The sequence below is a fragment of the Spiroplasma endosymbiont of Dilophus febrilis genome (genome assembly GCF_964030685.1).
Taxonomy (GTDB): Bacteria; Bacillota_I; Bacilli_A; order Mycoplasmatales; family Nriv7; genus Nriv7.
This window is the reverse complement of the sequence record NZ_OZ034912.1, coordinates 814,392-837,023: the sequence shown is the minus strand read 5'-3', so window position 1 is coordinate 837,023 and position 22,632 is coordinate 814,392. Positions and strand designations below refer to the sequence as shown.

Here is a 22,632-nt window from a genome sequence, read left to right as displayed (position 1 = left end):
GGGAAGAGGATACAACTAATGAAACGAATTAATGCTGATAAGAAGTATCAATGAGATTTAAGTTATTTATTTACTAGTGATGATGAATGAACGAAGGCGTTACAAAATTATATTAGTCATTATGGTAAATTGTATAATTTAAAAGGGAAATTACATCAACAAGAAAATTTTAAGCAATATATTTTATTGTCAGAGGCGGGAGAAATTTTAGGTGCAAAACTTTCGCAATATTTACATTATGGTAGTTTAGATACTACTGATGAACGATTTATTAATTTAAGTAATTTAATGATGAATGAGTCATTAAAAATTCAAACTAAGATGTCATTTGTTGAACCAGAATTAAAACAAATTGGTGCGGAAAAAATTATGCAAATGTTAGCAAATGATGCGGAATTAAAAAATTTTGAATATGATTTTCGGTCATTTTTTGAAAAAGTAAAATATTTATTAACAGAAGAACAAGAGGAATTATTAAACAATGTTGCTAAAACGCGAAGTACTAGTTATCAACTTTATGATTTATTAGCATATGCTGATAAGGAAAAACAATATCTTGATTATGATGGTGAAAAACAGGAATTAACAGAATCATTAGCAACTTCAATAGCACAATTATCGCGTCCCAAAGAAGATCAAAAATTACGACGAGAAACTAGTATCTTATTAAACAAACATTTAATTACAAAGAAGCATTCATTAGCTAAAGTTTATGAAGATATTATTCAATATAGTGTTGAAGAAGTTAAATTAAGAAACTATGAAAGTTCATTGCAAGCATCATTATTAGGTGATAAAGTATTGCCAGATATGTATTTAACTTTATTAGAAGTTGGAAAAGCATATATTCATTTATATCGGCGTTTTATTAAAATTAAACAAAAATATTTTCAATTAGATAAATTTTATGCAACTGATAGTCATTTATTAATGAATAAAACAGAAAATAATAAGTATACTGTGGTCCAAGGGATTGCAATGGTAAAAGCAGCTTTTCAGCCATTGGGAGCAGAATATTTAACGATGTTAGATATCGCTTTATTACCAGGGCGAATTGATTATTTTGAAGACACTAACAAACGCAGTGGGGCATATTCGTCATCAGGTAAAGGTGTTGAACCAATTATTTTAATGAATTGAGATGATTCATTAAGATCTGTTGCTACCTTAGCACATGAATTAGGTCATTCCGTGCATACATTATTTTCTAATAAATATCAACCGCCTAATTTAGCACAATATCCGATTATTTTAGCAGAAGTGGCATCAACTTTTAATGAGCATCTTTTATTTAAATATCTGTATACGCAAGCTAAAGAAAAAGATGAACAAATTTATTTATTGGAAACAAGAATTAATGATTTAATGGCTACTTTCTTTCGTCAAATTCAGTTTGCTAAGTTTGAATGGGAAGCTCATAAAATAGTTGAACAAGAGCAGCCGATTAATGCTAGTATTTTAGCAAAATTGTTTAAAGATGTTTCAATTGAGTATGGTTATGATGTTTATGATGAAATTGCTGATGATGGCATTTATGCTTGACCGCGAATTTTACATTTCTTTAATTCCCCTTATTATGTTTATAAATATGCTACTTCGGTGACAACTTCGTTTAAGTTATATGATGATTTTGAAAAGGGCAATAAAGATAACATTTTGAATTTTCTTAAAGCAGGGGGTCATAAAGAACCAATGTTAATTTTGCAAGATGTTGGTATTGATTTAGCACTGGAAGCAACCTATGTGCCGTTAATGGAGCATTTGGAGCAACTATTGGATGAATTGGAAAAATTATTACAGCTTTAAAATAACAACTAAATTAACTTGTATAAAAGATGTTAAAAGTCAGAAGTTTACTTCTGACTTTTTTAAATTAGTTTTTAAAATGGGTCACAATGTCATTTTTAGAAAATAGTTTCAATGGAAATCATTTAATTTTAGATATAATAATGTCATTATAAGTTTAAGAAAAATATTTATATTTTAAGGAGTTGATAGTTTTTGAATTTATCAAGGAAAGTTTAAAAAATGTAAGTAATTAAAAATAGAGAGGTAGTTGCTAAATGCTTAGTCTAAAATCAGGAGAGAGACTTATACAAAAACCAGTTTTTTTAAAAATATTTTATTTAAAACTAGCAATATATTTATTATTATATATTTTGTTGCTAATTCCGATTTCTAATCGCAATGAAACATTTTATAATTTTTTTAAATTAAAATCAGCGGTTGGCGAATATGCTGATTATGAAGTTAGTACAATTATTAATTGAACATTTTATAGTTTTTTAACAATGGTTGTAATATACCACAGACTTATGACAAGCACAAGAAGTTTTTTAAAAAGGGGTGGATTTATTTTTTTATTTAAAATTTTTATAAATAACGACGGGCGCATAAAGTTTTGTTAGGTGGGTAAAGATTTGAATAATTTTGAAAGAAAAGCAACTAAAAATTTATTACCTTTTTACTTGAAAAATAATTAATAAAACAAAATATTTAATATTAACAAACATATTCTTAATAAAAGGTTATAAAAACTAAGTAAAATGCTTATAAAAACAACATTAAAATAATTTTTTACAACAAAAATCATACATAAGAAATATATACTTAATTTGCATATTGAAATAATTTATAGTAAATGACTATTTTTTCTTTTTTAAAAAATACCTAAGAAAACTAAACGCGACCCCCGCGTGTGGGCGCATAAAGTTTTGTTAGGTGGGTAAAGATTTGAATAATTTTGAAAGAAAAGCAACTAAAAATTTATTACCTTTTTACTTGAAAAATAATTAATAAAACAAAATATTTAATATTAACAAACATATTCTTAATAAAAGGTTATAAAAACTAAGTAAAATGCTTATAAAAACAACATTAAAATAATTTTTTACAACAAAAATCATACATAAGAAATATATACTTAATTTGCATATTGAAATAATTTATAGTAAATGACTATTTTTTCTTTTTTAAAAAATACCTAAGAAAACTAAACGCGACCCCCGCGTGTGGGCGCATAAAGTTTTGTTAGGTGGGTAAAGATTTGAATAATTTTGAAAGAAAAGCAACTAAAAATTTATTACCTTTTTACTTGAAAAATAATTAATAAAACAAAATATTTAATATTAACAAACATATTCTTAATAAAAGGTTATAAAAACTAAGTAAAATGCTTATAAAAACAACATTAAAATAATTTTTTACAACAAAAATCATACATAAGAAATATATACTTAATTTGCATATTGAAATAATTTATAGTAAATGACTATTTTTTCTTTTTTAAAAAATACCTAAGAAAACTAAACGCGACCCCCGCGTGTTAATATATTTGTAATTGCTAAGGAATAGTGTATAATATTTAACTGTGTATATTATATGTACCATTATTGATACGCCAAGAAGCGTTGTAGCAAAAGTAATTTTTAATTCAGGAAGGAGACCGTGTTATGGCTCAAAAAATTAGAATTCGTTTATGTGGTTATGATAGCAAAACTGTTGACCAGTCAATTTTTAAAATTGTTCAAGCAGCGCAATTGACGGGAGCAAAAGTTAAGGGACCGATTCCTTTGCCAACCAAAAGAGAAATTTATACTGTTTTACGATCTGTTCATAAACATAAAGATGCTCGTGAACAGTTTGAAATTCGAACTCATAATAGAATCGTTAATATTATTAATCCAACGCCAAAAACTGTAAATAGTTTATCAAGATTACAACTACCGAGTGGTGTGGATATTGAGATTAAATTAAATGCAATTACCTAGTCAACCTTTTAGAAATATATTTTAAAAGGCAATGATATACACAATAATGATAAGTTGGAAAGGACGGTAAAATTCTTATGAAAGGAATTTTAGGCAGAAAAATTGCTATGAGTCAGGTCTTTACTGTTGAAGGAAAGATAATTCCCGTAACAGTTATTGAAGTGCAACCTAATGTTGTTACTGATGTTAAAACAGCAGAAAAAAATGGTTATACTTCGTTGCAATTAGCGGTAGAAGATAAAAGAGCTAATTTAGTTAATAAACCATTGACAGGACATTTTAAAAGAGCTCAGACAACTCCGAAAAGGTTTAGTAAAGAGATTCGTGAAATGTCAGGGTTTAATATGGGAGATATTATTAATTGTGATATTTTCACTCCTGGTGAATTAGTGGATGTGCGAGCCATTAGCAAGGGTAAAGGCTTTGCAGGAGTTATTAAACGCCATAATTATTCAAGAGGGCCGATGGCTCATGGTTCTGGATTTCATCGTGAAATTGGTTCAATGGGTGCGATTGCTCCGAACCGAATTTTTAAAGGAAAAAAGATGCCAGGAAGAATGGGACATCAACAAGTTACAATGCAAAATTTGCAAGTAATTCATATTGATGTTGCTAAGAATGCGCTATTAGTTAAAGGTTCAATTCCAGGACCTAAAAAACAGTTTGTTGTTATTACTGAAGCGATTAAGGGCTTAAAAACAAAAACACCACCAAATTTAGTTAACAATCAACCACCTGTTGAAACTACTACAGTAGATGTTAGTAGCGTTGCCCCAGCAGCATAATTATTAAGGAGAAAAAATGATGAAGTTACAAGTATTAGATATTAATGGTAATGTTGTTAAAGATGTTAGTTTAAATGAGAAAGTTTGAAATATTACGCCTCATCAACAAGCAATGTTTGATGCGACAATTGCTCAACAAGCGTCTTGAAGACAGGGAACACATCAAACTAAAACTCGTGGTGAAGTTAGTGGTGGTGGTAAAAAACCATGAAAGCAAAAGGGAACAGGCCGAGCCAGACAAGGTTCAATTCGTTCGCCACAATGAAAAGGTGGGGGAATTGTATTTGGTCCGACAGTTGAGAAAAATTATAAATTGCATGTTAATCGGAAAGTAAGAAAGTTAGCATTAAAATCGGCGTTATCTTTAAAAGCACAAAATAATGAACTTATTATTGTTGATACTATTAGTTTAGAAAAATATTCAACAAAGGCAGTTTTACAAATTTGTCAAAATTTAAAGTTAGTGGATAATAAAACATTATTAATTACTAAAGTAGCTGATGAAATGATTGTTAAATCAGCAAGTAATATTGCAAAATTTAATGTCATTGCTGCTAGTAGTTTAAATATTTATGATTTATTGCACGCTAATAAGTTATTAATAACTTTAGAGGCGTTAGTAAACATTGAGGGGGTATTGGCATAATGCATATTACCGAAGTAATTAAAAAGCCAGTCTTAACAGAAAAGTCATATTTAAAAATTAATGTTGATGGTAAATATACTTTTGAAGTTAATTATAAGGCTAATAAGACACAAATTAAAAAAGCATTTGAAACTATTTTTGAAGTAAAAGTTCTTAAGGTAAATATTATTAAAAAGAAACCGAAAGCTAAAAAAATGGGACGGTTTGAAGGATTAACTAATGCTAGTAAAAGAGCGATTTTTACTTTAAAACCAGGTGAAAAATTAGAGTTATTTAATAACGAATAATATTAAGGAGTAAGAGTTATGGCAATAAAGAAATATAAACCAGTTACTAATGGTCGTCGTAATATGACAACTCTTGATTATTCAGTTTTAACAACTGATAAACCAGAGAAATCGTTATTAACTACATTAAATAGGAAATCTGGTCGAAATAATCGGGGAATTATTACTACGCGTCATAAAGGTGGCGGTCATAAAAGAAAATATCGTATTATTGATTTTAAACGCGATAAAGACAATATTATTGGTAAAGTAGCAAGTATTGAGTATGATCCTAATCGTAATGCGTTTATTTCATTAGTTAATTATCTTGATGGTGAAAAAAGATATATTTTAGCACCTAAAACTCTTGAAGTGGGAATGGAAATTGTTAGTGGTCCGCTGGTGGATATTAAAGTTGGTAATAATATGCCAATGGGAAAAATGCCTGAGGGGACAGTAGTTCATAATATTGAATTGCGACCTTTAAAAGGTGGTCAATTAGCTAGAAGCGCGGGAACTAGTGCTCAATTATTAGGAAAAGATGAAAGTGGTCGTTATGTTACGATTCGTTTAAATTCTGGTGAGGTTCGCAAGATATTAGCATCTTGTCGAGCAACAATTGGTGAAGTTGGTAATGAAGATCGGAACTTAGTTAATTGAGGAAAAGCTGGAAGAAATCGTTGAAGAGGAATTCGTCCGACGGTTAGAGGTTCAGTTATGAATCCTAATGATCATCCACATGGTGGTGGTGAAGGAAAAGCGCCGATTGGAAGAGTAGCTCCTGTAACACCTTGAGGTAAGAAGACATTGGGGATGAAAACTCGTAATCCTCGTAAGGCTTCAACAAAATTAATTATTAGAAGAAAGAAAAAATAGGGTAATGCTTATGAAAGGAAATCGTTAAGGATGGGAAGATCATTAAAAAAAGGACCATATATTGCGTCACATTTATTGAAAAAAGTTGAGTTGTTGAATAGTAATAATAAAAGAGAAGTAATGAAAACTTGATCGCGTCGCTCTACTATTTCTCCTGCCTTCATTAATCATACAGTTGCTGTTCATGATGGTAGAAAGCATGTTCCGGTTTTTGTAACTGAAGATATGGTTGGTCATAAATTTGGTGAATTTGCACCAACAAGATCGTTTGGTGGGCACGGAAATGATAAGAAGAAGAAATAGTAAGGAGTTTAAAATATGGAAGCAAAAGCTATTTTAAGAACAATTAGAATTGCCCCCAGAAAGGTGCAATTAATTGCTGAATTAATAAGAAGAAAACCAGTTACTGATGCTTTAGCGATTTTAATGAATACTAATAAAAAAGCTAGTGAGCCAGTACTTAAACTTCTAAAATCGGCTATTGCTAATGCGGTAAATAATTATGCGATGGATGGGGATGCGTTATTAATTAAAGAGGTTTTAGTGAGTGAGGGTGCAACTTTAAAACGGTTTCGACCATCAGATCATGGACAAGCTTATAAAATATTAAAAAGAACTAGTCACATTACAATTGTCGTAACAGACAAAAAGGGAGGTAATCAATAATGGGGCAAAAGGCAAGTCCACATGGATTACGACTTGGTATTAATAAAGACTGAGACTCAAGATGATATGCTAAAGATAAAAATTTTGCTAATTGATTACATTCTGATATTAAAATTCGTAAAGTAATTTTGAAAAAATGGAAAAATGCAGCAATTGCTAAAGTTGAAATTGAACGCACGAAAGAAAATATTACGCTGTTCATTCATTCTTCGCGTCCGGGTGTTGTCTTAGGACAAGAAGGTTCAAATATTGAAAATATTATTAAAGCTATTCGGCGCGCAATTGGTTTGACAACTAATAGTAAATTAGACATTAAGATTAATGTTGTTGATATCAAAGTTCCTGATTTGAATGCCCAACTTGTTGCTGAAAATATGGCGCAACAAATTGTTAATCGGGCATCGTTTAGAACGATACAAAAATTAGCAATCCGTAAAGCAATGAAAGCTGGAGCGAAGGGAATTAAAACTTTAGTGTCGGGAAGACTTGGCGGTGTTGATATGGCTCGTAGTGAGGGTTATGCTGAAGGAAGTGTTCCCTTGGCAACTTTGCGAAGTGATATTGATTATGCTAAAGCATCAGCGTTAACAACTTATGGTTTGATTGGAATTAAGGTTTGAATTTATAAGGGTGAAATTTTACCAGAAAAGAAAAATTCTGTTAAGGAGGCGAAGTAATTATGTTAATGCCAAAACGAACTAAATATCGCCGTCCGCATCGTGTTTCTTATGAAGGCAAAGCAACAAGAGGAACTAAGGTTTCGTTTGGTGAATATGGATTACAAGCAGTTGGCAAATTAGTTATGCCTAAAAGAAGTATTGTTGTCAATACTGATCAAGTACAAAAAAAACCTGAATTACAAGGTCTTTGAATTACTTCAAAACAAATTGAAGCAGCAAGAATTGCAGCGACAAGATATATGAAACGAGGCGGAAAAGTTTGAATTAATATTTTTCCGCAGATGGCGAAAACTAAAAAGCCACTTGAAGTGCGAATGGGTTCTGGAAAAGGGTCTCCTGAAGAGTTTGTTGCTGTTGTTAAAAAAGGACGAATTATGTTTGAAGTTGCTGGTGTTACTGAAGAAGTAGCAAGAGAGGCATTAAGACTGGCAATGCATAAATTGCCAATCAGATGTAAAATCGTTAAACGAGGTGAAGAATAATGGCAAAGAAGATATTTAAAGATAAAAGCATTAATGATTTACAACATCGTGCTGAAGAATTAAAAGCAGAATTGTTTGCCTTAAGATTTCAATCAGCAACTGGACAATTAGAAAAGCCTCATCGGATTAAAGAATTACGAAGAGAAGTTGCTAGAATATTAACGCATTTACAAATGAGAAAAGATGCTGGTGAAGTTGTTAAACCATTGAATCAACAAAAAGTTATTATTTCTGAAACATTACAAAAAGAAATTGATCAAAAAACTAAAGTTGTTGAAGAGAAAGCAAAACTTAAAGAAAAGAAATTAGTTGTTGAAAAGCAAGATGATGTTGTTACTGAACAAATTGAACTGGAAAATCAAAAATTAGTGGCAAAGGAAATTAAAAAAGTTAAAGATGGTGGAGCACCAGTTATGGAAGAAAAGAAAGCTTCTAAGCCGATAACAAGTAAAGATAGTAAAGAATCTAGTGTTAAAACAGCAAAAGTTACTAAATCTAAAGCAGCAACAATAACCCCTAATACAAAAACTGATGAAAAGCGAGGCGATAATGATGGAAAGAAATAACCGTAAAGTTTATACGGGTATTGTTGTTTCTAGTAAAATGGAGAAGACAATTACTGTTTTAGTAGAAACATATAAAAATGATCCGATATATAAAAAACGCGTTAAATATTCAAAAAAGTTTAAAGCTCATGATCAAGACAATTCTTCCCAAGAGGGTGATCGTGTTTTAATTATGGAAACAAGACCATTATCAGCAACTAAACGCTTTCGTTTAGTAAAAATTGTTGAAAAAGCAATTATTTTATAGAAAAGGAAGTATAGATTATGATTCAAACTGAGTCTCAATTAAGGGTCGCTGATAATACAGGAGCAAAAGTAATTTTAGTAATTCGGAACTTAGGTGGTTCGGTTCGTAAATTTACAAGTGTTGGTGATGTTATTGTTTGTTCAGTTAAACAAGCAACACCGGGGGGAACTGTTAAAAAGGGACAAGTTGTTAAAGCTGTTATTGTTCGTACTAAAAAAGCTGTTCGCAGAAGTGATGGTACATATATTAAGTTTTCGGAAAATGCAGCTGTTCTTATTAGAGATGATAAAATGCCAAGAGGAACAAGAATTTTTGGTCCGATTGCTAGAGAAGTAAAAGAAGCAGGATTTAATAAAATTGCTTCTTTAGCAACTGAGGTGATATAAGATGATAAAAATAAAAATTAAAAAAGGTGACCAAGTATTAGTTATTGCTGGTAAACACCGTGGTTTTAAAGGACCAGTTACTAATATTTTAAAGAAAAAACTTCGTGTGGAAATTGAAGGCATTACAATTAAAAAAAACCAAAAACCAACCCAAAATGATGAAGGGGGAATTAAAGAAATTCCTGCAAGCATTCATCTTTCCAATGTTGCTTTACTAGATAGTAAAGATAAAACTAAAACAACTAAAATTGGTTATGAGATTAAAGATGGTAAAAAATATCGGATTGCTCGTAAAACCAAGACAAGAATTTAATTGAAGGAGTTAAAATTTGATGAATTATTTACAAAAACAATATCAAGATGGAATTATTCAGGAAATGATGCAAGAATATAATTTTACTTCTACAATGCAAGTTTCTAAAATTATCAAAGTAGTTGTTAATGTTGGTATTGGTGATGCTGTTAGTAACAGTAAAAATATTGAAATAGTAATGCAAGAATTGTACTTAATTACCGGACAAAAACCAGTAATAACTAGAGCAAAAAAATCAATTGCTGGTTTTAAGTTACGAGAAGGAATGCCAATTGGGTGTAAAGTAACTTTACGGGGTACTAAAATGTATGACTTTCTTTATAAATTATTTAATATTAATTTACCTCGGGTTCGTGATTTTCGTGGTTTAAATAAAGCTGGTTTTGATAAACAGGGTAACTACACATTAGGAATTAAAGAACAATTGATTTTTCCTGAAATTGATTACGACAAAGTTGTAAAAACAAGAGGAATGAGTATTACTATTGTAATGTCTAGTAATAATCAAAATGAATCATTTTCTTTACTAAAAAAAATGGGTGCACCATTTAAGAAATAGGAGAGGAAAGAAACTGATGGCAAAAAAATCACTAAAAGTAAAACAATTAAAAACTCCTAAGTTTGCAGTTCGCGTATACACTCGTTGTCAAAATTGTGGCCGACCAAAGTCAGTATTAAAAAAGTTTCAATTATGTCGTATATGTATTCGTGAATTTGGCAATAAAGGGCAAATCCCTGGGCTTAAGAAAGCTTCATGATAGGAGGTAGTTAGTAAAATATGATGACAGATCCAATTAGCGATATGCTAACAAGAATTCGCAATGCTAACCAGCGACAATTTAAAAAGGTAAGCATTCCGAATTCTAATATAAAATTGCAAATTGCTCAAATTCTGAAAGAAGAAGGGTATATTACCGATTTTAAAATTAATGAGAAATCCAAAGATGGAACTCATAGTAAAATTGATATTTTATTAAAATATAAAGCAAGTCAAAGGGTAATTTGAGGTTTAAAGAGAATATCTAAGCCAGGTCTTAGAGTATATGTTAAAAATAGTGAGATTCCAAAGGTTTTAAATGGTTTAGGAATTGCAATTATTTCGACATCACTTGGAGTTATGACTGATGCAAAAGCAAGAGAAAATCGTTTAGGTGGCGAAGTTCTTGCCTTTGTTTGATAGGGTGATAAATTATGTCAAGAATTGGTAATCGCATTCTATCTGTACAAGATGGCGTTGAAATAAATGTTGCAAAAAATAATATCATAACTATTAAAGGACCTAAAGGAACACTCAATAAACAATTACCACAAAAAATTACTATTATCGTTGAAAACCAAACGATTAAAACTATCAGACCGAATGAACAAAAACATACTAAGCAATTACATGGAACTACTAATTCATTGTTAGAAGGAATGTTAACAGGTGTTACTACTGGTTTTAGTAAAAGATTATTAATTAATGGGGTGGGATATCGTGCTAATATTCAGGGTGATAAACTAAATTTAAGTTTAGGGTTTTCACATCCGATTCAATATACTATCCCTGAAGGAGTAACAGTTGTTTGCCCTAAACCAACAGAACTTATTGTTTCAGGAATTAGTAAAGAATTAGTTGGACAAGTAGCAGCCAATATTTGTGCTTTTCGACGAATAGAGCCGTACAAAGGTAAAGGAATTCAATATGATAATGAATACATTATTCGTAAGGAAGGGAAATCAGCAGGTAAATAGACAATAGTCTAGATTACTTTCAAAGGAGTTAAAAATGAAATCAAATCGCTATGAAGCAAGAAAAATTAGACATTTTCGCATTCGTAAAAAAATAACTGGTTCTGAATTAAGACCCCGACTTAATGTATTTCGTTCTAATAAGAATCTTTATGCACAAATTATTGATGATAGTCAGCACCGGACACTAGTTTCTTACTCAACTTTGCAAATGGCAGGTACAGGTAAGAGCAATTTAAATAAAGCTAGTGCTACTCTTCTGGGAGAAATGTTAGCAAAGAAAGCTTTAGAAAACAATATTACCACTGTGGTCTTTGATCGTGGGGGGTACTTGTATCACGGAAAAATTGCTGCGTTTGCGGAGGCTGCAAGAGAACATGGATTGAAATTTTAGTAGAGGAGAAGTATGTTAATGCAAGAAAAAAAAGATCAACAAAATTTAACGACATCACCAACTAAGCCTAATTTTGCTAATCGAGGTAGTGATGGTGAACGAAATAAAAAACGATGAACTAAAAAACCAAACGCTAATTTTCAAAAACCGGTTGAAGAGTTTGAAGAAAAGGTCGTTAAAGTAAGAAGGGTAACTAAAGTAACTAAAGGGGGGCGACATTTTCGTTTCTCAGTAGTAGTTATTGTTGGTAACCATAAGGGAAAAGTTGGTTTTGCTACTGGTAAAGCTAATGAAGTACCCGATGCTATTAAAAAAGCAGCAAAAGCTGCTAAGAAAAATATTTTTATGATTCCAATGGTTGGGGTTACTGTTCCTCATGAGGTTATTGGTCATTATGGTGGGGGCCGAGTATTAATTAAACCTGCTAGAAAAGGTACGGGAATTATTGCTGGTGGTCCAGTTCGGACTTTAATTGAAGTATCTGGTGTTCAAGATATTTATGTTAAGTCATTAGGTTCTAATACCTCACTTATTATGATTAGAGCAGCAATGGATGGTTTAAAACAAATGCGAACTAAAGAACAAGTGTATAGTTTACGAGAAATTAAAGAAAAAGTTAGTGAAAAATCACTAGCAAGGGAACAATAATTATGAAATTACATGAACTTAAATATACTGAAAAATCTCGTAAAGATAAAAAACGCCTTGGAAGAGGAACATCTTCAGGACATGGAAAAACTTCTGGTAAAGGACATAAAGGTCAAAATGCTAGAAGTGGTGGTGGTGTTCGTCCTGGATTTGAAGGTGGACAAACGCCTTTATTTCGTAGAATTCCTAAAATCGGTTTTACCAATTTTACAAAGAAAAAATATGAAATTGTTAACTTAAGTGCTTTAGAACAATTAGATGTAACTGAAATTACTCCCCAAGTTTTAAAAAGCAAAAAATTAATTAATAGTGAAAAATCATTAGTAAAAATTCTTGCTAATGGTAAAATTAGTAAAGCATTAGTTATTAAAGCTCATAAGTTTTCAAAAGTTGCTAAAGATGCTATTGAGAAGGCTAATGGTAAAACCGAGGTGATTTAATAGTGATAACAACCATTAAAAGATTTTATCGTAATAATAAAGATATTTTATTAAAATTAGCTTTTACATTATTGGTTTTATTTATTATTCGTTTGGGAGCATTAATTACTGTTCCAGGGGTTAATATAAATAAAAACCTTAATGAATCTAATAAGGATTCAAGAGAATTTTTTAATTTGATTGCAATGTTAGGTGGAGGCTCTATTGATCGATTTTCACTTTTCGCTTTAGGGTTATCGCCATACATTACTGCTTCTATTATTGTCCAATTATTGTCTACTGATTTAGTTCCAGGATTATCTCGTTGAGCCAAATCAGGAGAAAAAGGGAAACGAAAATTAGATTCATTAACTAAATGATTAACATTGCCATTTGGCATTATGCAAGGTTTTGCGACAATTATGACCTTAGCACAACAAAAAATTATTAGTCTTAAATGGCAAGAAGCAGATGCTGGAAATATTGCTACATCGGCAGTGTTTTATTATATTTTGGTACCAACATTGTTTTTGGGAGGGACATTCTTAATTCTTTGACTAGCTGATCAAATTACAATTCGTGGAATTGGTAATGGTGTTTCTTTAGTTATTTTTGCTGGAATTGCTTCTAGTTTACCATTTAATATTGCTAAAACTTTTCAATTTTGAGTTGGTGGTCAAAGTGAAGCAATAGTTGTTTTTAGTGGGTTTTTAAAGTTTTTACTTTATATGGTTGGATTTCTTTTAGTAATTTTAATGGTTGTATTCTTTGCTGAATCAGAAAGAAGAATTCCGATTCAACAGACGGGAAGTGGATTAGCGTTAAAAAGTGAAAAAGCACCGTATTTGCCGTTAAAAATTAATTCGGCTGGTGTTATTCCCGTGATTTTTGCTTCAGCAATTATAACAGCACCTTTAACAATTGCCCAAATTGTTAAAGCTAATAATCCCGAAGGAACAGGGTTTACTAATTTTACTGAGACTTATTTGGCATTAGATTCATGGTCAGGAATGAGCATTTTTGCGATTTTAATTATTCTCTTTACTTTCTTATATTCTCAAGTACAAATTAATCCTGAACAAATGGCAGAGAATTTTCAAAAGAATGGTACATTTATTCCTGGAATTCAACCAGGAAAAGAAACTGAGAAATATATTAAATCAACTTTAAATCGTTTAAGTGTTGTTGGTAGTATCTTTTTAGCTTTTGTTGCCATATTGCCAACATTAATTTCTAAATTAACAAATTTACCGCCAATGTTAGCAATTGGTGGAACAGGAGTTATTATTATGGTTGGTGTTGCAATTGAAGTTATTCGTCAAGTTCAAGGACATTTGACGCAACAATCGTATATTCAATTTAAAAGGGATGAAAATCAAAGTAAAAATATATGATAAAAGAGAGTGGTATTTAAAATGAATTTAATCTTTTTAGGAGCACCCGGAAGTGGTAAAGGAACTCAGTCACAAAAGTTATGTGAGGCATACCGTTTGATACATTTATCAACAGGAGATATTATTCGTCAAGCGATAAAAAATAATTCACCATTGGGATTAAAAACTAAAGAATATTTAGATGCAGGGAAATTAGTACCTGATGAACAAGTCATTAATCTTGTGCGAGAAACCATTGATAATTTAAGCGAAAACTTTATTCTTGATGGTTTTCCAAGAACGCTTAAACAAGCGCATGCGTTGCAAGAGATTTTAGAAAAAAAAGAACAACAAATTGATTTTGTTATTTATTTAGAAGCTGACTTAGAACATTTAATTGATCGGATTACTAATCGCTTAGTTTGTCCGACTTGTAATCGAACATATAACAAATTAGTTAATAAACCTAAAATTGCGATGCAATGTGATGATGATGGTGCATCATTAATTCAGCGCGATGATGATACGAAAGAAAAAGCTAAAATTAGAATTCAAACTTATTTGAATGAGACTTTACCTTTAGTAGAGTATTATCAAGAAGAAAACTTATTACATGTTGTTGATGCTAATCAGTCAAGTAAATTAGTATTTAATGGTATTAAAAGTATTTTAGATAGTGTGTAAAATAAATGGTTACTGTTAAAAATGAGTTGGAAATTAAGGCAATGCGTGCTGCGGGAAAAGTAGTTGCTAAAATGTTAGCTGAAGTTAAAAAGGCAATTATTCCCGGAATAAAAAAACGCGATCTTGATATAATAGCAGCAAGAGTGTTAAAAGAAAATAATGCTAAAACAGCGTTTAAAGGTTATTATGGTTTTCCTAATCATATTTGTGTTTCTATTAACAATGAATTAATTCATGGAATTGCTAATAATCAAATTATTAAGACAGGTGATTTAGTATCAATTGATGCTGGTGCTGTTGTTGATGGACACTTTGCGGATGCGGCCATTACTGTTGGCGTTGGTCAAATTAAAGCGAAATATCAAAAGTTAATTACTGTAACGGAAGAAGCCTTAAATAAGGCAATAGCAATTATTGCTCCGAGCGTTAGAATTGGTACTATTGGGGCAACAATTCAACAATTTGTTGAGCAACAAGGGTATCATTTACCAAAAAATTATACGGGACATGGGATTGGTAAACAATTACATGAAGAACCATATATTCCTAATTATGGTAAATATGACTATGGCTTAAAACTAGTGGCAGGAATGACAATTTGTATTGAACCAATGGTACAAATTGGTACTGATGAAACTAGAGTTTTAAGTGATAATTGAACAGTTGTGTCCCTTGATGGTACATATTCAGCTCATTTTGAACATACAATTCTAGTAACTGCAAAGGGATATGAAGTTTTAACTGCTAATCCACACTCAATGGAAGAAGGGAATTAAATGGCCACCAAAGAAAAAGAAAATAAAAATATTATTGAAGTGGAAGGGATTGTTATTGAATGTTCACCTAATACTGAGTTTAAGGTAAGATTAGAAAACAATGCGGTTATTTTAGCTCACGTTTCTGGTAAAATTCGCATGAATTTCATTAGGATTTTACCAGGTGATAAAGTAATTATTGAACTCTCTCCATATGATTTAAAACGTGGGCGGATTACTTATCGTCATAAGTAAAAAAATAGTAAAAGGAGAAAAATTAAATGAAAGTAAGATCATCAGTTAAAAAAATTTGTGATAAATGTCAAATAATTAATAGAAAAAAATGTGTGCGAGTAATTTGTAAAACTCCAAAGCACAAACAAAGACAAGGTTAAAAATAGGAGGTTAAATATGGCAAGAATTGCAGGAGTAGAAATCCCTAATGATAAAAGAGTTGTTGTTGCTTTAACATATGTTTATGGGATTGGTTTATCAAATGCTCAAAAGATTTTAAAACAATGTAGTATTGATAAAAATATTCGTGTTAAACAATTAACAGAAGAGCAACTAACAAATATTAGAACAGAAATATCTAAAGATTATAAAGTAGAAGGTGAGTTACGACGCGAAACCCAATTAAATATTAAACGATTAATGGAAATTGGTTGTTATCGTGGTATTCGTCATCGTAAAGGTTTACCAGTTCATGGTCAATCTACTAAACAAAATGCCAGAACAAAAAGAGATCGCAGACAAACAGTTGCTAATAAGAAAAAATAGTAAGAAGTGGAGGTAACACGATGGCAAAAATAGAAAAAGTTGCAAAGAAAAGACAAAAAAAGAATATTTTAAAAGGAATCTCCCATGTTCATTCAACATTTAACAATACAATTGTAACAATGACTGATGAATTAGGCAATGTTATTGCTTGATGTGCGGCTGGTGCAATTGGTTTTAAAGGAACAAAGAAATCAACCCCTTATGCTGCACAAATGGTAGCAGAACAAGTTGCTAAGGTATCAATGGAACATGGAATGAGAACGATTGAAGTTCAGTGTAAAGGACCTGGTCCTGGAAGAGATGCTGCTGTTAGAAGCTTACAAGCAGCTGGTTTAGAAATTACAAGTATTAAAGATGTAACACCAATTCCTCATAATGGATGTCGTCCCCCTAAAAGGCCAAGAGGTTAATAAATGAAACAATTTGTTAGACCAAATTTTAAATTACAAACTGAAAGTACTAGTAAAAATTTCGGTTGCTTTATAGTAGAACCATTAGAAAGAGGATTTGGTAATACTATTGGTAACGCTTTACGAAGAACTTTATTAGCAGCAACACCGGGAGCTTCAATTTATGGTGTTGATATTAAAGGGGCTAGTCATGAGTTTTCAACAATTAAAGGGGTTGTTGAAAATGTTGCTCAAATTATTTTAAATTTAAAAGGTATTATTTTAAAAATTGATAGTACTGTTTTTAAAGAAGAAGAAAGTGTTTCACTAAAAGTAGATGCTGGAGCTGGTGAAGTATTAGCTTCAATGATTGTTTGTCCGTTAGGAGTTGAAATATTAAATGGTGATTATTTAATTGCTACTGTTGCTAAAGGTGGTAAATTAGAAATGACAATGTATGCTCAAAATTCTCGTGGTTATAAATCATTTGATGATAATAAACGCTTAATTACTAATATTGGGATTATTCCTATGGATTCTAATTATTCACCAATTGTTAATGTTAAATATAGTGTTGAACCAACTAAAGTGGGAAAAAGTGCTGATTTAGAGCAATTAGTTTTAGAATTAACAACCGATGGTTCGGTTACTCCTGTAGAAGCAATTGCGATTGCTGCGAAGATTTTAATTGCTCATTTAGAACATTTTGTTAGTTTAAGTGAACAAGCACAATCATTAGAAATTATTTCTATTTCTGAAAAACAAGAAACAGATGAATTAGAAAAACCGATTGAAGAATTAGACTTAACGGTGCGTTCATATAATTGTTTAAAACGAGCAGAAATTGTTACGATTGGTGATTTAACTGATAAAACAGAAAATGATATTTTAGCAACGAAAAATTTAGGAAGAAAATCCTTTAATGAAATTAAAGAGAAATTATTAGCATTAGGGCTAACTTTTAAACGAGAATAAAAGGAGGAACAAAGAATATGTCATTTATTCAAAAACGCGGTAAAAATACTAGCTGAAGACAAGGATTAATGCGTAATTTAGCAACAGAATTAGTTGTTCATGAAAGATTGCTTGTAACTGAAAAACGAGCTAAAGAATTAAGAAAAACAATTGATAAATTAATTACCTTAGCAAAAAGACAAGATTTGCATGCTAGAAGACAAGCATCAAGTATTTTACGAAATATTGATGTTAATGAAACAGAAACAGTTTTACAAAAATTATTTACTGATATTGCTAAGCGATATAATGAAAGATCTGGGGGCTATACGAGACTTTTAAAAACTGATGACCGTAAAGGCGATAATGCCCCAATGGTTTATATTGAATTAGTTTAAATAATAAATCCGATTAATAACCTCAATAAATACGGGCGCATAAAGTTTTGTTAGGTGGGTAAAGATTTGAATAATTTTGAAAGAAAAGCAACTAAAAATTTATTACCTTTTTACTTGAAAAATAATTAATAAAACAAAATATTTAATATTAACAAACATATTCTTAATAAAAGGTTATAAAAACTAAGTAAAATGCTTATAAAAACAACATTAAAATAATTTTTTACAACAAAAATCATACATAAGAAATATATACTTAATTTGCATATTGAAATAATTTATAGTAAATGACTATTTTTTCTTTTTTAAAAAATACCTAAGAAAACTAAACGCGACCAATAAATACTGAGGTTATTTTTTGTTGTTGCAATATATGATAAAATATTGTCATAATTTTATTAAAGGAGCATAATATGCAATTAAAAACATTATTTTTGGAAATAAATATCGCTAGTAATATTCCCATAGGACTATTAATAGCATTAATAGTTTTTGGGATTTTAGTTGGAATTTTATTAATAACTTGATTTGCTACTTGAATATATTCATCAATTATTAGAAATACTAACAGTGCTAATTTAATAGGAAAAGAATTTGTTGATGCTTATTTTAAAGAAGTTTGGTTTTGTTGGGAAAAAAGTTCAAAAAACTACTAGTTATGAAATTAAAAGTCAGTTTTTTCAATTAACGCCTTTTCATTACAAAAAGCAACAACCACATCATTTAATAGTTAAAATATTACCTTGAACTTATCATCGTAGTAGTTTATATACTTTAGCTAAAGCTGGGGAAGTAGCATATTCTACTTCACAAGGAAGAAAATTATTTCTTAGTTTTGGATGGTCGTTAATTGTTAATTTAGCATTAGTGGTAACATCATTTCTTATTATTAATTTGGTTTTATTAATTGGTCGCGTTTAGTTTTCTTAGGTATTTTTTAAAAAAGAAAAAATAGTCATTTACTATAAATTATTTCAATATGCAAATTAAGTATATATTTCTTATGTATGATTTTTGTTGTAAAAAATTATTTTAATGTTGTTTTTATAAGCATTTTACTTAGTTTTTATAACCTTTTATTAAGAATATGTTTGTTAATATTAAATATTTTGTTTTATTAATTATTTTTCAAGTAAAAAGGTAATAAATTTTTAGTTGCTTTTCTTTCAAAATTATTCAAATCTTTACCCACCTAACAAAACTTTATGCGCCCTATTAATTCTTAATAGTCAAGCATTATTTGGTAATGCTAATCCACATCAAGCAATAATTGTTATTGGTATCGTTGCTAGTATTTGTTTTATTTTAACAATTAGTATTCCGATATATTTTTATATTTGGGCAATGCAACCCGTATATAAGTTTGCGTAATCATTGTTAACTGCTAATGAAGCTAAATTAATTAAATGAATTTATTTAGTTCGAATTTTATATTTAATTTTTATGACAATTTATGAAACACTAAAAACCGTAGCATATGTTATTGTTAAAATCCATGAAGGTACATAATATTTATAGTTTATTCTTTTGTTATTTTATTGCATAATAGGTTTAGAGAAATTAATTAAGTAAAATCGAGCAGTTCAGGAATGTACTCTGCAATAAAAAAGTTTAATTTTGAAAATAGTTTTTTCTTCTTGAAGAAAAAACTATTTTTCTTATATTGATAATCAAATTAATTAATTTCTTTAAATCAATTGAAAGGTAATGAAACATATGGATGAATAATAAAAAAGCAATAAATAAGTTAATAAAAATGTTAGGAGTTAGGAAGAATAAGGATGTTAGAAACAAATTTTGATAATAATGAAAATGAAGATAATGAAAAGCAAAGTATTGAAAAACAAAGCAAGTTAAGAAAAGCATTAAAACTAATTAAGCATAAAAGAAATATTGAAAAAAAACAAGAACGAATAAAATCCAAAAATGAACAGAAAAAAATCAGAAAAGAATTAAAGTTAATTGAAAAGAAAAAGAGTAGTGAAAATAAGAAAGCAAGATTAACAATTCAAGAATGATTTGTGTTAAGAAAAAAATTAAAATTAGTTAAACGCAATATTAAAGTTGAAAAAAAACAAGAAAAACAAAAATATCAAGCAGAAAGCAAAAAATTAAAGCAAGAACTAAGAATTAATAAAAAGAAAAGAACAAGAGAAATTAAGAAAGAAAAACAAGACTGTAAACAAGCACAAATAAATTTAAAAAGAGAAATAAAGTTAATTAAGAAAAGACGAAGTCTTCAAGGTGAAGAAAAAAAACAATTTATTAAAGAACGCCGAAAAACAAAACAAGCGTTAAAGATAATTAAAAAAAGAGAAAGAATTCAAAATCAAGAGGCAAAGCAAAAATGCTGTGAACAATTAAAACAATTAAGAAGTGAATTAAAAATAATAAGTAAAAAGCGTAAACAAGAAAATAAGAAAAATGAAAAGAAGTTAATAAAAAAAGCAAAAAAAAATCAACAAAGTAAAAAACGAATGTTGAAAAATAGAAAGCAAAAAACGAAGCTGAAAATCAATTATAAATATCAATAAATTATCTTTTATTTAGTAGCGATTAATGTGTGCTTAATGTTTCCTATTTAACATTCTTTTATTAGTGTGTTAAAATTAAATAGTTAAATATTAATTATTTAGATATTTAGGAGTATATTAATGAGAAAGAAAAAAAAAGCCCACGAAAAATTGGAAACATTAACAAGAAAAAATAATATTGCTTTAAAAGTACAAGATATTGAATTTAAATATCGGGTGAGTTATCCTAATGCGGTAGATGGTGTTAGTTTTAGTATCAATCACGGCGAGTATATAACTATTATTGGTCATAATGGTAGTGGGAAATCAACTTTATCAAAAATTATTATTGGCGTTTTAAAAGCACAAAAAGGTAGTATTGAAATATTTGGTAATTTAGTAACTAAAGAAAATAGTCAATTAATTTCGCGTAAATTAGGAATTGTTTTTCAAAATCCGGATAATCAATTTATTGGTTCAACAGTTCGTGATGATATTGCTTTTGGTTTAGAAAATAAATGTGTTGACCCAAAATTGATGCCGGATATTATTATGAAATATTCACAAATGGTAGGGATGGAAAGTTATTTAGATCACGAACCATTATTATTATCAGGTGGTCAAAAACAACGCGTAGCGATTGCTTCGGCTTTAGCATTAACTCCAGAATTAATTATTTTTGATGAAGCTACTAGTATGTTAGACCCTAAGGGAAAAAGAGAAGTAAAAGAAATTATGGTGCAATTAAAAGAATCGCGTGAAAAAACAATTATTTCAATTACCCATGATATGGATGAAATTATTAATGCTGATAAGGTATTAGTAATGAATAAAGGAAAAGTTGTTCGTTTTGGTAAACCAGAAGAAATTTTAAAAGAAGTTGATTTTTTAAGAAGTATTCATTTAGATATTCCTTTTATTTTAAAAGTATCTTATGGATTAAAAAAGTATGGTGTTAATATTGACGAAACATTATATGAAGAGGAATTGGTACAACAAATATGTCAAAAAAAATAATTATTGATAATCCATCGAATTTAATTAAATTTAATAATGTTAGTTATATTTATGCTCCTAAAAGTCCATTTCAATTTCAAGCCTTAAAAGATGTTAATCTGTGAATAAAGGATTCTATTATTACGGCGGTTGTTGGTTCAACTGGTAGTGGAAAATCAACTTTAATTCAACATATGAATGGATTGTTAATTCCAACAGCTGGGCAAATTATTGTTGGTGATTTTCTGATTAAAGCAAAGCAGAGAAAAATTAAAAAGCAAAAATTATTACGAAAATCAGTAGGGTTAGTTTTTCAATTTCCGGAATATCAATTATTTGAAGAAACAATTGAAAAGGATATTGTGTTTGGTCCTTTAAACTTTGGAATTAAAAAGGATGAAGCCCGACTTAGAGCTGCTAAGTATTTAGAACTTGTGGGATTAGGTCAAGAATATTTAACGCGTTCGCCTTTTGATTTATCTGGTGGTCAAAAAAGAAGAGTAGCGATTGCTGGAATTTTGGCGATTGAAGGTCATACTTTAATTTTAGATGAACCAACAGCTGGGTTAGATCCTGATGGGGAAGAAGAGTTAATGAAGTTATTTTTTAAGTTTAATAAACAAGATAAAAAACGCATTATTCTTGTTACTCATAATATGGATCATGTTTTGCAATATGCCGATGAAGTTGTTGTTTTAAAAAATGGTCAATTGTATCATCAAAGTGATCCGGTTAGTCTTTTTGCTAATGCTCAATTAATTAAAGAAATTAATATTGAACCACCAAAAATTTTTCATTTTTTACAAAAGTTAAAAGATAATGGTTTTGATACTAGTAATATCAATGCTCGGACTGTTGAAGATTTAGTAACCCAATTAGCACAAAGAATTAATAGTAAGTAGAAGGAGTTAATTT

At 29.7% G+C, this 22,632-nt stretch carries 37 protein-coding genes; all 37 read left to right on the top strand.

Annotation, left to right across the window (positions count from 1 at the left end; translation table 4 throughout):
* The first annotated feature begins 18 nt into the window (after positions 1-18).
* The 37 genes from pepF (at position 19) to AAHF53_RS04410 (ending at position 22,619) form a co-directional block, all read left to right on the top strand.
* Positions 19-1,806 (top strand): oligoendopeptidase F, encoded by a 1,788-nt coding sequence (gene pepF, locus AAHF53_RS04590; RefSeq protein ID WP_338967742.1) that lies wholly within the window; start codon positions 19-21, stop codon positions 1,804-1,806.
* 257 nt (positions 1,807-2,063) lie between these two features.
* Complete coding sequence (locus AAHF53_RS04585) at positions 2,064-2,408, top strand: hypothetical protein (RefSeq protein ID WP_342189634.1); 345 nt, start codon at positions 2,064-2,066, stop codon at positions 2,406-2,408.
* A gap of 1,044 nt (positions 2,409-3,452) precedes the next feature.
* Entirely contained in the window at positions 3,453-3,770 is a 318-nt protein-coding gene (gene rpsJ / locus AAHF53_RS04580; RefSeq protein ID WP_342189633.1) for a 30S ribosomal protein S10, read from the top strand.
* Positions 3,771-3,847: 77 nt separating this feature from the next.
* Positions 3,848-4,555, top strand: a complete 708-nt coding sequence (gene rplC / locus AAHF53_RS04575) for a 50S ribosomal protein L3 (RefSeq protein ID WP_338968283.1) — start codon at positions 3,848-3,850, stop codon at positions 4,553-4,555.
* 19 nt (positions 4,556-4,574) lie between these two features.
* Positions 4,575-5,201, top strand: coding sequence for a 50S ribosomal protein L4 (gene rplD, locus AAHF53_RS04570; RefSeq protein ID WP_338968281.1), 627 nt, complete (start codon positions 4,575-4,577; stop codon positions 5,199-5,201).
* Complete coding sequence (gene rplW, locus AAHF53_RS04565; protein ID WP_215825746.1) at positions 5,201-5,488, top strand: 50S ribosomal protein L23; 288 nt, start codon at positions 5,201-5,203, stop codon at positions 5,486-5,488. The genes rplD and rplW overlap by 1 nt, the downstream gene beginning before the upstream one ends.
* Positions 5,489-5,506: 18 nt before the next feature.
* Complete coding sequence (gene rplB, locus AAHF53_RS04560) at positions 5,507-6,343, top strand: 50S ribosomal protein L2 (RefSeq protein WP_342189632.1); 837 nt, start codon at positions 5,507-5,509, stop codon at positions 6,341-6,343.
* A 30-nt stretch (positions 6,344-6,373) separates the two neighbouring features.
* Positions 6,374-6,646, top strand: coding sequence for a 30S ribosomal protein S19 (gene rpsS / locus AAHF53_RS04555; protein ID WP_215825748.1), 273 nt, complete (start codon positions 6,374-6,376; stop codon positions 6,644-6,646).
* Between the two features lie 15 nt (positions 6,647-6,661).
* Positions 6,662-7,009, top strand: coding sequence for a 50S ribosomal protein L22 (gene rplV, locus AAHF53_RS04550; protein WP_338968274.1), 348 nt, complete (start codon positions 6,662-6,664; stop codon positions 7,007-7,009).
* Complete coding sequence (gene rpsC, locus AAHF53_RS04545; protein WP_342189631.1) at positions 7,009-7,686, top strand: 30S ribosomal protein S3; 678 nt, start codon at positions 7,009-7,011, stop codon at positions 7,684-7,686. Before rplV ends, rpsC begins: the two co-directional genes overlap by 1 nt.
* Before the next feature lie 2 nt (positions 7,687-7,688).
* A complete protein-coding gene (rplP, locus tag AAHF53_RS04540) occupies positions 7,689-8,171 on the top strand; it encodes a 50S ribosomal protein L16 (RefSeq protein WP_338968271.1) in 483 nt (160 codons plus the stop codon).
* Positions 8,171-8,737 carry a 50S ribosomal protein L29 gene (rpmC, locus tag AAHF53_RS04535; RefSeq protein WP_342189630.1) on the top strand — a complete coding sequence of 189 codons (567 nt, stop codon included), beginning with the start codon at positions 8,171-8,173 and terminating at the stop codon, positions 8,735-8,737. The genes rplP and rpmC overlap by 1 nt, the downstream gene beginning before the upstream one ends.
* The gene (gene rpsQ / locus AAHF53_RS04530; protein ID WP_338968268.1) at positions 8,721-8,984 is read left to right on the top strand and encodes a 30S ribosomal protein S17; all 264 of its coding nucleotides are present in this window, start codon (positions 8,721-8,723) and stop codon (positions 8,982-8,984) included. Before rpmC ends, rpsQ begins: the two co-directional genes overlap by 17 nt.
* A 17-nt stretch (positions 8,985-9,001) precedes the next feature.
* On the top strand, positions 9,002-9,370 hold the full coding sequence (rplN, locus tag AAHF53_RS04525) for a 50S ribosomal protein L14 (RefSeq protein ID WP_338968266.1): 369 nt from the start codon (positions 9,002-9,004) through the stop codon (positions 9,368-9,370).
* Position 9,371: 1 nt separating this feature from the next.
* Entirely contained in the window at positions 9,372-9,683 is a 312-nt protein-coding gene (rplX, locus tag AAHF53_RS04520) for a 50S ribosomal protein L24 (protein WP_338968264.1), read from the top strand.
* A gap of 19 nt (positions 9,684-9,702) precedes the next feature.
* A complete protein-coding gene (gene rplE / locus AAHF53_RS04515; protein ID WP_375315738.1) occupies positions 9,703-10,242 on the top strand; it encodes a 50S ribosomal protein L5 in 540 nt (179 codons plus the stop codon).
* A gap of 16 nt (positions 10,243-10,258) precedes the next feature.
* Positions 10,259-10,444, top strand: a complete 186-nt coding sequence (locus tag AAHF53_RS04510; RefSeq protein WP_342189628.1) for a type Z 30S ribosomal protein S14 — start codon at positions 10,259-10,261, stop codon at positions 10,442-10,444.
* A gap of 17 nt (positions 10,445-10,461) precedes the next feature.
* Positions 10,462-10,863 carry a 30S ribosomal protein S8 gene (gene rpsH / locus AAHF53_RS04505; RefSeq protein WP_342189627.1) on the top strand — a complete coding sequence of 134 codons (402 nt, stop codon included), beginning with the start codon at positions 10,462-10,464 and terminating at the stop codon, positions 10,861-10,863.
* An 11-nt stretch (positions 10,864-10,874) separates the two neighbouring features.
* Positions 10,875-11,417 (top strand): 50S ribosomal protein L6, encoded by a 543-nt coding sequence (gene rplF / locus AAHF53_RS04500; protein WP_338968259.1) that lies wholly within the window; start codon positions 10,875-10,877, stop codon positions 11,415-11,417.
* A 34-nt stretch (positions 11,418-11,451) separates the two neighbouring features.
* A complete protein-coding gene (gene rplR / locus AAHF53_RS04495; protein WP_342189626.1) occupies positions 11,452-11,808 on the top strand; it encodes a 50S ribosomal protein L18 in 357 nt (118 codons plus the stop codon).
* Between the two features lie 18 nt (positions 11,809-11,826).
* Positions 11,827-12,456 (top strand): 30S ribosomal protein S5, encoded by a 630-nt coding sequence (gene rpsE / locus AAHF53_RS04490; RefSeq protein ID WP_342189625.1) that lies wholly within the window; start codon positions 11,827-11,829, stop codon positions 12,454-12,456.
* A 2-nt stretch (positions 12,457-12,458) separates the two neighbouring features.
* Complete coding sequence (gene rplO, locus AAHF53_RS04485; protein ID WP_338968254.1) at positions 12,459-12,896, top strand: 50S ribosomal protein L15; 438 nt, start codon at positions 12,459-12,461, stop codon at positions 12,894-12,896.
* On the top strand, positions 12,893-14,272 hold the full coding sequence (gene secY, locus AAHF53_RS04480) for a preprotein translocase subunit SecY (RefSeq protein ID WP_425289531.1): 1,380 nt from the start codon (positions 12,893-12,895) through the stop codon (positions 14,270-14,272). The genes rplO and secY overlap by 4 nt, the downstream gene beginning before the upstream one ends.
* An 18-nt stretch (positions 14,273-14,290) precedes the next feature.
* A complete protein-coding gene (locus AAHF53_RS04475) occupies positions 14,291-14,932 on the top strand; it encodes an adenylate kinase (RefSeq protein ID WP_342189623.1) in 642 nt (213 codons plus the stop codon).
* Between the two features lie 5 nt (positions 14,933-14,937).
* On the top strand, positions 14,938-15,708 hold the full coding sequence (gene map, locus AAHF53_RS04470; RefSeq protein ID WP_342189622.1) for a type I methionyl aminopeptidase: 771 nt from the start codon (positions 14,938-14,940) through the stop codon (positions 15,706-15,708).
* Entirely contained in the window at positions 15,709-15,942 is a 234-nt protein-coding gene (gene infA, locus AAHF53_RS04465; RefSeq protein WP_342189621.1) for a translation initiation factor IF-1, read from the top strand. It abuts the gene before it with no gap.
* A gap of 26 nt (positions 15,943-15,968) precedes the next feature.
* Positions 15,969-16,082: a 50S ribosomal protein L36 gene (rpmJ, locus tag AAHF53_RS04460; protein ID WP_215825765.1), complete on the top strand. Its 114-nt coding sequence runs from the start codon at positions 15,969-15,971 to the stop codon at positions 16,080-16,082.
* A 16-nt stretch (positions 16,083-16,098) separates the two neighbouring features.
* Positions 16,099-16,467, top strand: a complete 369-nt coding sequence (gene rpsM, locus AAHF53_RS04455; RefSeq protein WP_338968242.1) for a 30S ribosomal protein S13 — start codon at positions 16,099-16,101, stop codon at positions 16,465-16,467.
* 20 nt (positions 16,468-16,487) lie between these two features.
* Entirely contained in the window at positions 16,488-16,877 is a 390-nt protein-coding gene (rpsK, locus tag AAHF53_RS04450) for a 30S ribosomal protein S11 (RefSeq protein WP_338968241.1), read from the top strand.
* Positions 16,878-16,880: 3 nt separating this feature from the next.
* The gene (locus AAHF53_RS04445; protein WP_338968239.1) at positions 16,881-17,831 is read left to right on the top strand and encodes a DNA-directed RNA polymerase subunit alpha; all 951 of its coding nucleotides are present in this window, start codon (positions 16,881-16,883) and stop codon (positions 17,829-17,831) included.
* Positions 17,832-17,848: 17 nt separating this feature from the next.
* Positions 17,849-18,208 carry a 50S ribosomal protein L17 gene (gene rplQ, locus AAHF53_RS04440; RefSeq protein WP_338968237.1) on the top strand — a complete coding sequence of 120 codons (360 nt, stop codon included), beginning with the start codon at positions 17,849-17,851 and terminating at the stop codon, positions 18,206-18,208.
* A gap of 413 nt (positions 18,209-18,621) precedes the next feature.
* Positions 18,622-18,864, top strand: a complete 243-nt coding sequence (locus AAHF53_RS04435; RefSeq protein WP_342189620.1) for a hypothetical protein — start codon at positions 18,622-18,624, stop codon at positions 18,862-18,864.
* Positions 18,809-19,129: a hypothetical protein gene (locus AAHF53_RS04430; protein WP_342189619.1), complete on the top strand. Its 321-nt coding sequence runs from the start codon at positions 18,809-18,811 to the stop codon at positions 19,127-19,129. Before AAHF53_RS04435 ends, AAHF53_RS04430 begins: the two co-directional genes overlap by 56 nt.
* Positions 19,130-19,363: 234 nt before the next feature.
* Positions 19,364-19,579: a hypothetical protein gene (locus AAHF53_RS04425; RefSeq protein WP_342189618.1), complete on the top strand. Its 216-nt coding sequence runs from the start codon at positions 19,364-19,366 to the stop codon at positions 19,577-19,579.
* Between the two features lie 410 nt (positions 19,580-19,989).
* Positions 19,990-20,742: a hypothetical protein gene (locus AAHF53_RS04420; RefSeq protein WP_342189617.1), complete on the top strand. Its 753-nt coding sequence runs from the start codon at positions 19,990-19,992 to the stop codon at positions 20,740-20,742.
* Between the two features lie 120 nt (positions 20,743-20,862).
* Entirely contained in the window at positions 20,863-21,738 is an 876-nt protein-coding gene (locus AAHF53_RS04415) for an energy-coupling factor transporter ATPase (protein ID WP_342189616.1), read from the top strand.
* Positions 21,723-22,619: an energy-coupling factor transporter ATPase gene (locus tag AAHF53_RS04410; protein ID WP_342189615.1), complete on the top strand. Its 897-nt coding sequence runs from the start codon at positions 21,723-21,725 to the stop codon at positions 22,617-22,619. Before AAHF53_RS04415 ends, AAHF53_RS04410 begins: the two co-directional genes overlap by 16 nt.
* The last annotated feature ends 13 nt before the right edge of the window (positions 22,620-22,632 follow it).